The organism is Microbacterium sp. NPDC056052 (genome assembly GCF_042266785.1).
Lineage (GTDB): Bacteria > Actinomycetota > Actinomycetes > Actinomycetales > Microbacteriaceae > Microbacterium.
Genome location: NZ_JBHJWV010000003.1, coordinates 344127 through 358512, shown reverse-complemented (window position 1 = coordinate 358512; position 14386 = coordinate 344127). Strand labels below are relative to the sequence as shown.

Sequence of the window (14386 nt, the reverse complement as noted above, 5' to 3'; positions counted from 1 at the left end):
CAAGCCTCACATCAGAAACGCCGCGCCCATCAGGGTGCGGCGTTTCGTCTCGGTCGCTTCGCGTCCTCGCTCAACGACCCCGTGCGCCGGCAAGACGGATCGCGGCGCGGATCGCCGCGCGCGCGTCCTTGCGGTGCCCCGCCGCGTCGTGCACCACGCCCAGGCGGTACTGCGCGCGCCAGTCCTCGGGCTCCGCGGCCGCGGCCGATCCGTACTCCGACACCAGCCGGTCGGCGTCCTCGGGCAGCAGCCGACCGTTCGGGCGCAGGTTCTCCGGTGCCTCCGGCATCCCGCCCTCGTCGTTCAGCGTCCGGCCGAGGCGATCCGCGGCGAGGCCGAACTGCAGCTCGCGCACGAGCGCCCAGGCGCCGATCAGCGGCATCACGAGCAGGGCGACGCCCATCGTGACCCCGAGAGCCTGTCCCGAGCCGAGCAGCACCACCGCTCGCCAGCCGACGAGCGCGATGTACAGCACGAGGAGCGTGGCCATGACGACAACGCCGATGCGGGAACCCATCCCTCCATCCTAGATCGGCGCCGTCGACGCGACCCGCGGCACCGGAAAGCGCGCGACAGCGGCACGACAGTGCTCCGACAGCGGGGCGGCGGATGCTCGGAGCATGACGAATCCCACCACCGACTGGGCCCTCGAGGCCGACGGACTCGTGAAGGTGTTCGGTGAGAACCGCGCGGTCGACGGTGTCGACCTGCGCGTGCGCACCGGCACCGTCTACGGCGTCCTCGGCCCGAACGGCGCCGGCAAGACCACGACCATCAACATGCTCGCGACCCTCATGCGCCCCGACGGCGGATCCGGTCGCGTCTTCGGCCACGACGTCGTGCGCGAGGCGCACATCGTGCGCCAGCTCATCGGCGTCACCGGGCAGTTCGCCTCGGTCGATGAGACCCTGTCCGCCACCGAGAACCTCATGATCTTCGCCCGGCTGCTGGGCCTCGGCCGCAGCGCGGCGAAGGCGAAGTCCGCCGATCTGCTGGAGCGCTTCGGGCTCACCGAGGCCGCGCGGCGTCCGCTGAAGCAGTTCTCCGGCGGCATGCGCCGACGGCTCGACCTGGCCGCGTCCCTGCTCGCCCAGCCCCCGCTGATCTTCCTCGACGAGCCCACCACCGGACTGGATCCGCGCACCCGCGGCCAGATGTGGGACACGATCCGGGAGCTCGTGCACACGGGGTCCACCGTGCTCCTCACGACCCAGTACCTCGATGAGGCCGACCAGCTCGCCGACCGCATCGCCGTGATCGATCACGGCAGGGTCGTGGCGGAGGGCACCCCGGACGACCTCAAGGCGTCCGTCGGCACCTCGTCGCTGCAGCTGCGCGTGCGCGACACCGCCGACACGGCAGACGCGCTGCATGCGATCGAGCAGACGCTCGGCGTCCGCGGCGTGCTCTCCCCCGAGGCGTCCCGGATCACGGCTCCCCTGGCGGATCCGGATCGGGTCGCCGAGCTGCTGATCACGCTCCGAGAGGCCGGCATCGGCCTCTCCGAGGTCAGCGTGCAGAAGCCCACGCTCGACGAGGTGTTCCTCACGCTCACCGGCCACGCGGCCGACGAGGAATCCGCGGACGAATCCACCACCGCACAGATCCAGGAGGTCCGCGCATGACCACCCTCGCCCCCACCGCCGGTCGCATCGTCCCGGCCGCCGAGCGCCGGCTGAGCCCGCGCGCGAGCCTGTCCCTGACCCTCCGCAACACCCTCACGATGGCGGCGCGCGGTCTCATCAAGATCCGGCGCACCCCGGAGCAGCTCGTGGACGTGACGGTGCAGCCGATCCTGTTCACCCTGATGTTCACCTACATCTTCGGCGGCGCGATCTCCGGAAACGTCACGAACTACCTGCCCGTCATCATCCCCGGCATCCTCGTGCAGACGGTCATCACCACCTCGGTGGTGACGGGTGTGCAGCTGCGCGAGGACATGGACAAGGGCGTGTTCGACCGATTCCGCGCACTGCCGATCGCGCGCATCGCCCCGCTGTCCGGCGCGCTCCTGGCCGACACGATCCGCTACGGCATCGCGACCGTGCTCACCTTCGCGATGGGCTTCGTGATGGGCTTCCGCCCCGCGGGCGGGCTCGGCGCCGTGATCGGCGCGGGCCTCCTGGTCATCGTCTGCTCCTGGGCGATCAGCTGGATCTTCGCCTTCGCCGGGGTGATCGCGCGGACCGCGTCGAGCGTGCAGGGCATCTCGATGATGATCCTCTTCCCGCTCACCTTCCTGTCCAACGCGTTCGTCCCGGTGAACACGATGCCTGGTTGGCTGCAGTGGTTCGTGAACGTGAACCCGGTCTCGCACCTCGTGACAGCGGTGCGCGACCTCGCCAACCTGGGCACCTTCGGCGTCGACGCCTGGGTCTCGCTGCTCGGCGCCGCCGTGATCGTGGCGGTCTTCGCCCCGCTCACGGTGCGCGCGTACATGCGCAAGGCCTGAACCGGACCGACATGGGGCGTCCTCGATGAGGGCGCCCCTTCGCCGTGCCCGGCGCAGGGGATTCGCAGCAAGATCTGCCCGGCGCCCGCCGGTCACGTCGGGCGCTGCGGTCAGCGGGAGCCCAGCACGGCGAGGCCTCGCGCCACACGATCCGCAGGATCCAGCGCGGCGGCATCCGTCCTCGCCACGGCGACGGCCTCGGGCCCGGCGATCCGCTCCGCATCCGCGAAGTGCGCCGCGAGGTCGAGGCTCGGCATGTTCTGCCGCCCGCCGAGCACCTCGGCGAGCGCGATCGCCTCGGTCCCCCGCGCGACCAGCTCCGGCTGCCGCAGCGCCCAGGCGGACCAGCCGATCAGCGCCGTGCCGAGAACGGGCCTGTCCACGCCCTCCCGCCGCTGCCGGCATGCGGCGATCGTACGCGTGCGCAGGCGCCGCTCCCAGACGGCGAGCTCGGCCTCCGGCATCGCGAGCTCCCGCGCGGCCGCGGAGACGTAGCCGGACAACGCCATCAGATACCAGGGCGAACGGCGATGCACCGGATCGGCGAAGGCGCCCATCGCACGCCGGAAGGCCTCGGTCGCCCCCGCCACGTGCCCGTCCAGGAGCTCCGCCTCCGCGAGGCCGTACAGCCCGATCGATCCCAGTTCCACGCCGTCCTGGCTGAGTCCGCCCTCCTCGGTGAGCCGGGTGAACAGCGCCCGCGCCTCGCCTCCGCGCCCCAGGCAGAGCAGCGCGCCGCCGCGCACCCACTCCTGGTGGTTCATCTGATCCTGCGCGTCGAACTCCTCGAACACGACGGTCGCACGCTGGATCCAGGTCATCGCCTCGGCGGGGCGCGCCGACTGCGCAGCCAGCTGCGCCGCGAGATCGGCGGCCATGCCCTCGGCCCATCGTTCGTCCAGGCTCCGCGCCCGGTGCCAGGCGCTGCGGGCGGCCTCCATCGCGACCTCGGCCTCGCCGTCGTTCTCCGCCCGGTGCGAGCGCAGCACATCCGCCGTCAGCTGCGCCCGCGGATCCGTCCCGTGCTCGAGCTCCGACACCGACCCCATCGGCCCGCCCCGGCCGACCGCGAGCAGGGAGTCCGCCAGCAATTGCCAGGACGGCGCGAGCGCGTCACCGGCGGCGCGCACGGCGCGGGTGACGAACGCGAGTCCGCGCGCGGCGAGAGGATCCCCGCTGATCATGCAGCCGAGCGAGGCCATCACGACCGCCATGACCTGCAGGTCAGGCTCGATGTCCCCGGACGGCAGCGCATCCACGATCTCGATCATCGGTCCGGCGTAGCCGATGAACTCGGTGAAGGATCCGCGGATGAACCACGACTGCCCGAGGACGGTGAACAGGCGCACCGCATCGGCGCCGCGGTGCGCGGCGACGAGGTGCCGCAGCACATGCACGAGGTTGTCGTGCTCGCGCGTGATCGCGAGGTGGGCGGGCGCGGTCAGCCCCGAGGGGAACGCCCTGGCCCTCGCGCCGTGCTCGGCGACGAAGGCGAGCGCCCAGGTGACCACGGCCTCCCACGCATCATCCTCCGCGCCGGTCTCGGCGAGGCGGTCGTGCCCGAACTCGCGCACGGTCTCCAGCATGCGGAAGCGCACGGCACCGTCGGCGACCTCGATGACGTTCAGCAGCGACTGCGAGACGAGGCCCTCCAGGACGTCGTCCGACGCCGCGGACAGCACCGCGTCGGCGGTCTCCGCGGAGAACCCGCCAGGGAGCACGGACAACAGGGCGAGCGCCTGCCTGGCATCGGCGGAGAGCAGATCCCAGCTCCACTCGATCACGGCCTCGAGGGTGCGGTGACGCTCGGGGGCCGCGCGGTCTCCCGAGGTCAGCAGCGCGAAGCGGTTCTCCAGGCGCTTCTCGATCTGCTCCGGCGTCATCGTGCGCACGCGCGCGGCCGCGAGCTCGATCGCGAGCGGCAGCCCGTCCAGGCGCGCGCACAGTCGCGCGACGACCTCGAGATCGAGCGTCGCGCCGGGGCGCGCGGCGTGCGCGCGCTCCACGAAGAGGCGCACCGCGGGCGCCGCGGGCGTCGCCTCGATCTCCAGCGGTTCCAGGGGCAGCACGCGTTCCGCGGCGATCGCGAGCGGCGTGCGGCTCGTGGTCAGGATCCGCAGGGAAGGGACCGCGGCCAGCAGATCCGCGGTCCAGCGCGCGACGCCGTCGATCACCTGCTCGCAGTTGTCCAGCACCAGCAGCGTCGTCCGGTCGCCGAGCACAGCCACGATGCGCGCGCCGAGGTCGGGGCGCGGACGCTGCTCGGAGAGCCTGCCCCCTGGGACGTTCTCGCTGATCCCCAGCGCGGCGGCGATCGCCAGCGGCACCCCCGCGTCCGCACGCACGCCCGCGAGTGGGACGACGACCACCGCAGGGACCGTGGACTCCGCCGCCAGCGCCTGCGCGAGCCGGGTCTTGCCCAGGCCGCCGGCGCCCATGATGGTCACGAGCCGCGCCGAGTGCAGCAGAGAGCGCGCACCCGTGAGCGCGTCGTCTCGGCCGATGAGCTCGTTCGGGGCGGACTGCACCCCGATCTGGACCCGCGGGCCGTCGTCCTGTCCGCGCAACAGCCGTGCGTTGAGTTCGACGAGGGCAGGGCTGGGTGAGGTGCCCAGAACCTCGGCGAGGGTGCTGCGCAGCCGGGCGAAGACGCCGAGGGCCTCGGGCGCTCGGCCGTCCTCGGCGAGGGCGGTCATCACGGCGGCGTGCACGGCCTCGTCGAGCGGGTGCGAGGCTGCGAGTTCCTCGAGGATCCCGATGCCCTCGGCCATCTGCCCCGAGGCGATGAGCGCCGCGGCGAGGCAGCCGCGGAGAGCTGCGTACAGCTCCTGCGCCTGGGTCGCGAGGTCCTCCGCGATCGGAGCCCCGGCCAGGTCGACACCGGGTTCGCCCCGCCAGAGGCCGATCGCCACGCGCAGCAGCCGGATGCGCTCCGGATCGCCGTCGTCGAGCGTCTCCGCCTCGGCACGCAGCCGGCGTGCGGTGTGCAGGTCGGTGTCGTCGGTGCCGAGCGCGTAGCCGCCCGGCGCGCTCGCGATCGCGTCGGATCCGGCCAGTGCCCTGGCCCGAGAAACGAGCGTCTGCAGTGCGGCCTTCGGGTTCTGCGGCTGATCCTCGCCCCAGACCTCGTCGGCCAGCGCGGGCACCGAGCGCGTCGTGCCGATGCCGGCCAGGACGAGCGCGGCCAGCAGCGCGCGCATCGGTGTTCCGCCGGCGTCGCGATCCGCGATCCGCACCGGGCCGAGCACGCCGATGCGCGCGGTCATGCGCGCGGCCGGATCCCCAGGTCGATCACGTTCTCCAGGCCGACGACCACGCCGCGCAGGTCCCGCGCGTACGGCAGGGCGAGGCGGATCCCGGGGGCGTACGCCGCGGCGGACTGCACGGTGTCGTGCACGATCGACAGCGACTCGCCGGGGCCGGAGAGGATGACCTCCTGCTTCGCGATCACGCCGGGCCGTCGCAGCGAATGCACGGGCACGCTCGCCACTTGCTGCCCTCGGGCGCGCTGGTCGACGTGCGGCGCGTCCACAGGGCCCTGCTCGGCGCGTGCGGCGGCGATGAGCTCGGCGGTGCGCACGGCCGTGCCGCTGGGCGAATCGATCTTGGTGTGCTGGTGCGACTCGATGATCTCCACGGATCCGAAGAACGGCGCAGCCAGGGCGGCGAGGGCTGTGCCGAGCACGGATCCCAGCGAGAAGTTGGGTACGAACAGGGCGCCCGTGCCTGCCGCCTCGATGGCCGGGCGGACCTGTGCGATGCGGTCGGCGGACCACCCGGACGTGGCGACGAGGAGGTTGATGCCCCGATCGGTCGCGGCACGCACGATCTCGACGCTGGAGGCGGGCGTGGTCGCATCGACCACGAGGTCCGCGCCGTCGAGCTCGTCCATGGCGCTGGCGGATCCGAGCACCGCCCCGATCTCGAATCCGTCGAGACGGGCGATCACGTCCGCAATGATGGTGCCGAGCTTGCCGGAGGCGCCCACCAGGGCCACGCGCGTCGTCATGCCCTCAGTCTATTCAGCGCCTCCGACGCGGTCGCCGCCGATCGACGCGGCTCGCGACACAGCGCGTCGCGGAGACGCTCGACGAGGACGGACCGCCGGGGCCGCGGCATCGATTACCGTCGGATCATGCCCACGTTCCGCATCGCGTCCCCCGAGGACGCCGACGCGCACGCCGTGCTCGTCGATTACTTCACCCTCCGCGCGGCGGAATTCCCCGGCGGCAGCTACTCCCCCACGTATCCGACCGCCGCGGCGTTCCAGGCTCCGGACGGCGTCTTCCTCCTGCTCCAGGACGAGGGCGCGATCGTCGGTTGTGGCGGGATCCGCCGGGTCGGTATGCCCGATGGCGAAACGGACGTGTTCGAGATCAAGCACGTCTTCCTGCGCCCAGAGACCCGCGGCCGAGGCTGGGGCCGCCTGCTGCTGGACGAGCTGGAGCGCCGCGCTCGCGGCTTCGGGGCCGGCGCCCTCGTGCTCGACACCCACCACACGCTCGAGGCGGCGGGCCATCTGTACCGCAGCAGCGGCTTCGCCGAGATCCCCCGCTACAACGCCAATCCGAACGCAACCCGGTGGTACCGCAAGGACCTGGAGCACCGCGCATGAGGCTGTGGTCGGTGCATCCGCAACACTACGATCGGCAGGCGCTGACGGCGTGCTGGCGCGAAGGGCTGCTCGCACAGGCCGTCATCGCGGATCCGACGCGCCGGGGCTATGCGCACCATCCGCAGCTCCAGCGCTTCCGCGAGACGCGCGACCCCCTCGCCGCGATCGGCGACTATCTTGCTGCCGTTGTCGACGAGGCGGACGCCCGTGGCTACCGCTTCGCGAGGGAGAAGATCCTCAAGACCGGTCCGGTCGAAAGCATCCCGGTGGCCCAGGGTCAGCTCGAGTACGAGTGGGGGCACCTGCTCCGCAAGCTGGAGGGGCGCACCCCCGAACTCTGGGAGCGCTGGCGCGCGCTCCCCCTCCCGGCGCCGCATCCGCTGTTCACGGTCGTGGACGGCCCGATCGCGGACTGGGAGAGGGCCGGCTGAGCGGCCCCACGATCACAGAAGGCCCTGGCTCGGCTCCTGCTGTTGCAACCGATGCTGCTTGTCGTCCTCCCTGCGCGAAGCGCGAGCGGTGAGGAGCGCTGCGGCAATCGCCGCGACCAGCGCGAACGCCCCGCAGAGAGGCAGCCAGATCTCCCACGACACGAACGCTCCGTACGTGCGCAGGCCAATGCCGACCCAGACCAACGCCGCCCCACCGGCCGCTCCGACCGCTGCGACCCAGGCTCTCGACACCACCGTGCGTTCCGCGTACCAGGTCCACGGCCTGAGCAGGGCGAGGACTCCGAATCCCGCTACGAGTCCCGTCACGGCCCCGACGGCAGCACCCGCGTATGCCAGCGCTACCCGGACGAAGAGGCTGTCTTCGCCGTCGTCGGGCGGCAGCATCATTGGCTCTGCGACCATCAGAAGCAGACCGATGACGGCGCCGAGGACGGTCAGCCACCCCAACACCTGCCGGTACGCCACCCAGAACATGGTCAGACGAGGAGCGGATCCGGCAGGCCGGTGCGCAGCTCCATCGGGAGATGGCTCAGGTCGTTGTGCGCGACCAGGCTCCACGGACGTCCCTGCTTCTGCGAGATCACGGTGAGGCCGCAGTTGGCCTGGTTCAGCGTCATCCAGCGCCACTCCGGGGATTCCAGGACCTCGCGCACGAACCAGCTGATCACGAAGTTGTGCGTGATGAGCACCTCGTGCACGTCTCCCGGCTTGCGCACCAGGAACTCGTTCACGGCATCGCCCATCTGCGCCCGGCCCGCCTCGATCTCCGCGTCGGTGATGGATCCGAAGAACGGCTCGAAGACGGCGGGCGTCTCCTCCGTCATGCCGGTGGGCACGCAGTCGAACAGCAGGGCGGACGGCTCCGCCTCGACCGAGGGGATCCGCTCCGAGATCGCACGGGCCGTCTCGGCGGCGCGCAGCAGCGGCGAGTGCCAGATCGCGTCGAGCGGCAGCCCGGACAGACGATCGGCGAGGAGCGCGGCCTGGCGGCGGCCGCGCGGTGAGAGGGGTCCGTCAGCGAGACCGTGCTCGGCGTCCTGATGCTCGCCGTGCCGGACCAGATAGATGTAATGCGTCACAACCGCTCGCCTCGTCTCCGACGCCGTGGCCGGGGTGCTTCCAGCCTATGTCACAGATCGGACACAGCGAATGACCGATCGGGTCAGCTCGCGGCCCGGGTGAGCTCGGCCAGCTGTGCGCGACCGAGGGCGACGCCCGCGCCCTGCATCAGTTCGTCGACCTGCTCGGTGGCGAACGCGTTGACGATGGGGGCCGTGATCGTGCGCTGCGCGAGCAGCCAGCCGATCGCGACGGCGGCGACGGGCACCTGCAGCTCGGAGGCCGCGATGTCGAGCGCCCGCAGCACCTTGATGCCGCGACGGTTGATGTTGCCGCGCAGCTGCATGCCGCGCACGCCCTGCAGCGCCTGCTTGGTGCGGTGCCGGCCGGAGAGGAATCCGTGCTCGAGCGCATGAGACGGGGTGACGGCCAGTCCCTGCGCCGCGGCGACGAGCCGGAGGTCTCCCTCGAAGCCCGCCCGGCGCAGCAGGTTGTACGGCTCGTCCAGCACTTCGATGCGCGGGTAGCCGGCGGACGCCAGGATGCGCGCCTCGACGAGCCGCTCCGCGGTGAAGCCGAAGGCGCCGAGCGTCCGCACCTTGCCGGTCTCGACCAGCCACTCGGCGGTGGCCAGTGTGTCCTCGAGGGTGCTCCCGTCGTCGACCGTGCCGTCGAGGTAGAGCACGTCGATGCGCTCGACGCCGAGGCGGGTCAGCGAGGCCTCGGCCGCACGCACGAGGTTCACCGATCCGATGCCCGGGTTGTCGGGGTGGCCGCCGACGCGCACGCTGAGGACGACGTCATCGCGGTTGCCGCGCGTCGCGAGCCAGCGACCGATGATGTGCTCGCTGCGTCCCGCGGCGAAGCTGTCGGCCGTGTGCACCGCGTTGCCGCCGAAATCGGCGTAGCGGTCGAGGATGTGCAGCGCGGTGTCCGCGTCGGTGTTCCAGCCGAACTCGGCGCCGCCGAGGATGAGCGGGAAGGTGCGGATGCCGGTCTCTGCGAGCGGCACGCGCAGGTTGCTCCCTATGCCGGGCCCGACCACGGGGATCGGGGCGGAGGGATGGGGCGGGACCACGGCGGACGCGCCGGTCGCCGCGGGTGCGGCATGGCCGATCGCGGATCCTGCCGTGGATCCGACGCTGAAGAGACGCATGCGATCACCCCCGTGCCTGCTGCGTTGTGTTCGGTGGCGCACCCCCCGGTGCGTCCCTTCGAGAGTAAGCGAGGCCTCGGACAGTTCCGTTCATTGAGTCGTCCAGGAGGCGAACAACTCGTAACGTTTCGATCACGAAGGCGGGAAAAGGCCCGTCCTGTCCCCCTTTCGGTGGACAGGACGGGCCTTTTCGTGCGAAGGACTCAGACCTCGGCGACCTCAGCGGCCGGCTCGGCGGCCTCTGCCGGAGCCTCGTCGATGACGGGCTCGAGCGAGAGCTTGCCGCGGTCGTCGATCTTCGTGATCTTCACGAGGATCTTCTGGCCGACGGAGAGCACGTCGTCGACGTTCTCCACGCGCTTGCCACCGGCGAGCTTGCGCACCTCGGTGACGTGCAGCAGGCCGTCCTTGCCCGGGAGCAGGGAGACGAACGCACCGAAGGTCGCGATCTTGACGACCGTGCCCAGGAACTGCTCGCCGACCTCGGGGTTGGTCGGGTTGGCGATCGCGTTGACCTGGGCGCGGGCGGCCTCGGCCGAGGGGCCGTCGGTCGCGCCGATGTAGACGGTGCCGTCCTCCTCGATGGAGATCTGCGCACCGGTCTCGTCCTGGATCGCGTTGATCGTCTTGCCCTTCGGGCCGATCAGCTCGCCGATCTTGTCGACCGGGATCTGCACGCTGATCACGCGCGGCGCGGTCGGCGCCATCTCGTCCGGGCTGTCGATCGCGGCGTTCAGCACGTTGAGGATCGTGAGACGAGCCTCCTTGGCCTGGGTCAGCGCGCCGGCGAGCACCTCGGAGGGGATGCCGTCGAGCTTCGTGTCCAGCTGGATCGCGGTGACGAACTCGCTCGTTCCGGCGACCTTGAAGTCCATGTCGCCGAGGGCGTCCTCGGCGCCCAGGATGTCGGTGAGCGCCGCGTAGCGGGTCTCGCCGTCGACCTGGTCGGACACCAGACCCATGGCGATGCCGGCGACGGGCGCGCGCAGCGGCACACCCGCGTTCAGCAGCGACAGGGTCGAGGCGCAGACGGAGCCCATCGAGGTGGATCCGTTGGAGCTGAGCGCCTCGGACACCTGACGGATCGCGTACGGGAACTCCTCGCGCGTCGGCAGCACCGGCACGAGGGCGCGCTCGGCGAGGAAGCCGTGCCCGATCTCGCGACGCTTCGGCGAACCCACGCGGCCGGTCTCACCGGTCGAGTAGGGCGGGAAGTTGTAGTGGTGCATGTAGCGCTTGCTCGTCGTCGGGGACAGCGAGTCGATCTGCTGCTCCATCTTGAGCATGTTCAGCGTGGTGACGCCCAGGATCTGGGTCTCGCCGCGCTGGAAGATCGCGGAGCCGTGCACGCGCGGGATGACCTGCACCTCGGCGTCGAGCGGACGGATGTCCGCCAGGCCACGACCGTCGATGCGGACGCCCTCGGTGAGGATCCGGCCGCGCACGATCTTCTTCGTGACGGACTTGTAGGCGCCGGAGAACTCGGAGAGCGCGGCCTCGGGCTGCTCGCCCGCCTCGACGGCGGCGACGAGCTCGGCCTTGACGCGGTCCTTGATCGCGTCGTCGGCGTTCTGGCGCTCCTGCTTGTCGGCGATCTGGTAGACGTCGACGAGCTCGGCGTACGCGCGCTCCGCCACGAAGTCGTACGTGCCCTCGCTGTACGGCAGGAAGACGGGGTAGACACCCGGCTCCTTCGACGCCTGCGCGGCGAGCTCGGCCTGAGCCTTGACCAGCTGCGAGATGAACGGCTTGGCGGCCTCGAGACCCTGCGCGACGATGTCCTCGCTGGGCTTGGTGGCGCCGGCCTTGATCAGGTTCCAGCTGCCCTCGGTGGCCTCGGCCTCGACCATCATGATCGCGACGTCCTCGGTGCCGTCACCCTTGGTGACGACACGACCGGCGACGACGAGATCGAAGACGGCCTGCTCGACCTGCTCCGCGTTCGGGAACGCGACCCACTGGTCGGCGTGCTCGCCGTGACCGGGGATGAACGCGAGGCGCACACCGGCGATCGGGCCGGAGAACGGCAGACCCGAGATCTGGGTCGAGGCGGACGCCGCATTGATGGCGAGCGCGTCGTAGTACTCGCCCGGAGCGATGCTCAGGACGGTGATCACGATCTGCACCTCGTTGCGCAGGCCGTCGACGAACGACGGACGCAACGGGCGGTCGATCAGACGGCAGACGAGGATCGCCTCGGTGGAGGGACGGCCCTCGCGACGGAAGAACGAGCCGGGGATCTTGCCGGCGGCGTAGGAGCGCTCCTCCACGTCGACGGTCAGCGGGAAGAAGTCGAAGCCCTCGCGCGGCGACTTGCTGGCGCTCGTCGCCGAGAGCAGCATCGTCTCCTCGTCAAGGTAAGCGGCGACCGCGCCCTGCGCCTGCTGCGCGAGACGGCCCGTCTCGAAGCGGACGGTGCGGGTGCCGAAGCGGCCGTTGTCGAGAACGGCCTCGGTGGCGGTGATTTCAGGACCTTCCAAGAGGTCTCTCCTTCTTTGTTTAGGCTCGCTCTCCCGTGTGGAGCGCGAGCATGGACGGATGCGCACAGAGGCATCCTGTTCGATCCTATCAGCGCGGCGCGCCTGAGTCCGCGCCGTCAGACCTCGCTGGGCACGCGCACCCCGCGCTCACGGCCGAGGCGCACGTAGTCGTGGTGCTTGGCGCTGCGTCCATCGCCCGCGGCGCGGCCGTGCAGGCGGCGCCAGACCCATGGCAGCGCGTGCCGGCGCCACCAGACGCCGGCGCCGGTGCGATCGGTGGCGTGCAGGGCCTCGTCCAGCGCGCCGAGCTCGTCCGCGAGGGGAACGCCGAGGGCGACGCCCGCCCGGTAGGCGAGGAAGCGGTGCCCGCGGCTGGAGAGGTGCACGAGGTCCTCCCCCCAGTTCGGCCGTTCGGCGAGCTGCGGGTGGAGGTCGGTGTCGAGCAGGATCGCGCCCTGACGCCGGGCGATGCCCGCGAGCGCGGTGGCCCAGGCGGAGAAGCGGCGGGCGTAGATGCGGGCCGCGGGGTTGCCCGGCAGGAACGCCGTCACGAGGAGCACGTCGGCGCCCGCCTCGCGCAGCTGCCGCACGGCGTCCTCGAGGCGGATCGCCAGGAGCGGGACCGAGACGCGCTGCTTCACGAGGTCGTTCGCGCCCACCAGGATCGACACGAGGTCGGGGCGCAGCTGCAGCGCGCGATCCAGCTGGGATCCGCACACGTCCCTGACGCGCTTGGAGCGGATCGCGAGGTTCGCGTACTCCAGCGGATCCCGCGCGGCCAGCAGCAGCGCGAGCCGGTCCGCCCAGCCGCGCAGCGCGCCGTCGGGACCGGGGTCGCACAGCCCCTCGGTGAGCGAGTCGCCGAGCGCGACGTAGCGGCGCCAGTGCTTGCGCTCCCCCGCCGGCGTCGGCTCGGGCCGCACGGCCCTGGGCGCGCGCAGGCCCGCATCGGCCCTGTGCAGATCCTGCGCCTCGGCGAAATGGCCGAGGAGCTGGTCGCACACCGCGCTCCAGCTGCGCCCCTCCACCGCCTCCCGGCCGGCGCGGCCGAACGCCTGCCGCTTGCGCACGTCGCCGGCGAGATCCCGCACCCGCTCGCGCAGATCCTGCAGGTCGCCCGGGCGGTACAGCCAGCCGTCGATGCCCTGGCGGACGAGGTCCAGCGGGCCTCCTCTGCCCGTCGCGACCACCGGGATCCCGCTCGCGTGCGCCTCCTGCAGGGTCTGCCCGAAGGTCTCGCTCTCCCCCGGGTGCACGAAGACGTCGAACGACGCCATGACCTGCGCGAGCTCGGGGCCGCTGAGATGGCCGAGGAAGACCGCGTCCGGCAGCATCGACTCGAGCCGAGGACGGGAGGGTCCGTCGCCGACGATCACGAGCCGGATTCCCGGCAGATCCGCGAGCACGCGCAGGTCGTCGACCTGCTTCTCCGGGGCGAGCCGTCCCACGTAGCCGACCACCGCCTCGGCGCCGGGGCGGTGCTCCCACGCGGTGAGGCGACGGTCAGGACGGAAGCGCTCGGCATCCACGCCCCGGCCCCAGCGACGCACCCGGTCGACGCCGAGCCGGGCGAGCTGCTCCTCCGATTCGGACGAGGGAGCGAGGGTGAGCGTGGCACGCCGGTGCAGCCGGGCGATATGGGCCTCGGCGAGGGCCGTCGTCAGGGAGACCCCATAGCGCGCGGCGTAGGCGGCGACATCGGTCTGATACGCGGCGACCGCGGGCACGCCGATCCGCTCGGCGGCGAGCGCGCCGCGCCAGCCCAGGGCGAACGGCGAGGCGAGGTGCACCACGTCCGGTGCGAAGCGGGCGAGCGACGCCGACAGCCGATGCGTGCTGGACGTGCCGACCCGCACGGTGCGGTAGCCCGGCAGCGCCACGGACGGGATGGCCTCGACCCTGGCGTGCCCGATCATGCGCGGCATGTCCGCGGCGGCCGGCGCGTACACCCTGGCCTCGTGGCCGTGCCGCTCGAGGTGGCGAAGGATCTGCAGGACGCTCCCGGTCACGCCGTTCATGTGCGGGAGGAAGGATTCCGTCACGATCGCTGCTCTCACGCGATCAGGATCCCGCCTGTTTCCGCCCCGAAGCGCCGGAAACAGGCGCCATCGCGGAGTGTTCACCGGATGCACCGCGATCGGTCACCGCGTGTCCGCCGCCGCGCCCCCTGCC

General features: G+C 71.7%; 12 protein-coding genes. 4 read left to right on the top strand and 8 right to left on the bottom strand.

Translation table 11 applies throughout. From position 1 onward, the window contains the following. Positions 1-70 precede the first annotated feature (70 nt). Positions 71-517 (bottom strand): hypothetical protein, encoded by a 447-nt coding sequence (locus ACFC1J_RS08220; protein WP_375904215.1) that lies wholly within the window; start codon positions 515-517, stop codon positions 71-73. 103 nt (positions 518-620) lie between these two features. On the opposite strand from ACFC1J_RS08220, the gene ACFC1J_RS08215 reads away from it, so the two are divergent. Then, the gene (locus ACFC1J_RS08215) at positions 621-1625 is read left to right on the top strand and encodes an ATP-binding cassette domain-containing protein (RefSeq protein WP_375904213.1); all 1005 of its coding nucleotides are present in this window, start codon (positions 621-623) and stop codon (positions 1623-1625) included. Beyond that, a complete protein-coding gene (locus ACFC1J_RS08210; protein WP_375904211.1) occupies positions 1622-2452 on the top strand; it encodes an ABC transporter permease in 831 nt (276 codons plus the stop codon). Before ACFC1J_RS08215 ends, ACFC1J_RS08210 begins: the two co-directional genes overlap by 4 nt. Positions 2453-2562: 110 nt before the next feature. On the opposite strand, the gene ACFC1J_RS08205 is transcribed toward ACFC1J_RS08210, so the two are convergent. Beyond that, the gene (locus ACFC1J_RS08205; protein WP_375904209.1) at positions 2563-5718 is read right to left on the bottom strand and encodes a BTAD domain-containing putative transcriptional regulator; all 3156 of its coding nucleotides are present in this window, start codon (positions 5716-5718) and stop codon (positions 2563-2565) included. Next, positions 5715-6461 carry a 4-hydroxy-tetrahydrodipicolinate reductase gene (gene dapB / locus ACFC1J_RS08200; protein ID WP_375904208.1) on the bottom strand — a complete coding sequence of 249 codons (747 nt, stop codon included), beginning with the start codon at positions 6459-6461 and terminating at the stop codon, positions 5715-5717. Before dapB ends, ACFC1J_RS08205 begins: the two co-directional genes overlap by 4 nt. A 126-nt stretch (positions 6462-6587) precedes the next feature. On the opposite strand from dapB, the gene ACFC1J_RS08195 reads away from it, so the two are divergent. Together ACFC1J_RS08195 and ACFC1J_RS08190 are read left to right on the top strand one after the other, a co-directional pair. After that, complete coding sequence (locus ACFC1J_RS08195) at positions 6588-7067, top strand: GNAT family N-acetyltransferase (protein ID WP_375904206.1); 480 nt, start codon at positions 6588-6590, stop codon at positions 7065-7067. Further along, entirely contained in the window at positions 7064-7498 is a 435-nt protein-coding gene (locus ACFC1J_RS08190; protein WP_375904204.1) for a pyrimidine dimer DNA glycosylase/endonuclease V, read from the top strand. The genes ACFC1J_RS08195 and ACFC1J_RS08190 overlap by 4 nt, the downstream gene beginning before the upstream one ends. Positions 7499-7510: 12 nt before the next feature. Here the strand turns inward: ACFC1J_RS08190 and ACFC1J_RS08185 are convergent, their stop codons facing one another. The 5 genes from ACFC1J_RS08185 to ACFC1J_RS08165 all read right to left on the bottom strand — a co-directional run bounded on the left by ACFC1J_RS08185 (position 7511) and on the right by ACFC1J_RS08165 (position 14256). Further along, positions 7511-7984 carry a hypothetical protein gene (locus ACFC1J_RS08185; RefSeq protein ID WP_375904202.1) on the bottom strand — a complete coding sequence of 158 codons (474 nt, stop codon included), beginning with the start codon at positions 7982-7984 and terminating at the stop codon, positions 7511-7513. An 11-nt stretch (positions 7985-7995) separates the two neighbouring features. Further along, entirely contained in the window at positions 7996-8598 is a 603-nt protein-coding gene (locus ACFC1J_RS08180) for a histidine phosphatase family protein (RefSeq protein ID WP_375904200.1), read from the bottom strand. Positions 8599-8681: 83 nt separating this feature from the next. Beyond that, positions 8682-9734, bottom strand: coding sequence for an aldo/keto reductase (locus ACFC1J_RS08175; RefSeq protein ID WP_375904198.1), 1053 nt, complete (start codon positions 9732-9734; stop codon positions 8682-8684). Positions 9735-9937: 203 nt separating this feature from the next. Continuing rightward, positions 9938-12214, bottom strand: coding sequence for a polyribonucleotide nucleotidyltransferase (locus tag ACFC1J_RS08170; RefSeq protein ID WP_375904196.1), 2277 nt, complete (start codon positions 12212-12214; stop codon positions 9938-9940). A 116-nt stretch (positions 12215-12330) separates the two neighbouring features. Continuing rightward, on the bottom strand, positions 12331-14256 hold the full coding sequence (locus ACFC1J_RS08165) for a GDSL-type esterase/lipase family protein (protein WP_375904194.1): 1926 nt from the start codon (positions 14254-14256) through the stop codon (positions 12331-12333). Between the last annotated feature and the right edge of the window lie 130 nt (positions 14257-14386).

Excerpts from the sequence above, each read along its gene's own strand:
- ACFC1J_RS08175 (WP_375904198.1), bottom strand. The coding sequence starts at position 9,734 with ATGCGTCTCTTCAGCGTCGGATCCACGGCAGGATCCGCGATCGGCCAT.
- ACFC1J_RS08210 (WP_375904211.1), top strand. The coding sequence starts at position 1,622 with ATGACCACCCTCGCCCCCACCGCCGGTCGCATCGTCCCGGCCGCCGAG.
- ACFC1J_RS08215 (WP_375904213.1), top strand. The coding sequence starts at position 621 with ATGACGAATCCCACCACCGACTGGGCCCTCGAGGCCGACGGACTCGTG.
- ACFC1J_RS08195 (WP_375904206.1), top strand. The coding sequence starts at position 6,588 with ATGCCCACGTTCCGCATCGCGTCCCCCGAGGACGCCGACGCGCACGCC.
- ACFC1J_RS08220 (WP_375904215.1), bottom strand. The coding sequence starts at position 517 with ATGGGTTCCCGCATCGGCGTTGTCGTCATGGCCACGCTCCTCGTGCTG.
- ACFC1J_RS08205 (WP_375904209.1), bottom strand. The coding sequence starts at position 5,718 with ATGACCGCGCGCATCGGCGTGCTCGGCCCGGTGCGGATCGCGGATCGC.
- dapB (WP_375904208.1), bottom strand. The coding sequence starts at position 6,461 with ATGACGACGCGCGTGGCCCTGGTGGGCGCCTCCGGCAAGCTCGGCACC.
- ACFC1J_RS08190 (WP_375904204.1), top strand. The coding sequence starts at position 7,064 with ATGAGGCTGTGGTCGGTGCATCCGCAACACTACGATCGGCAGGCGCTG.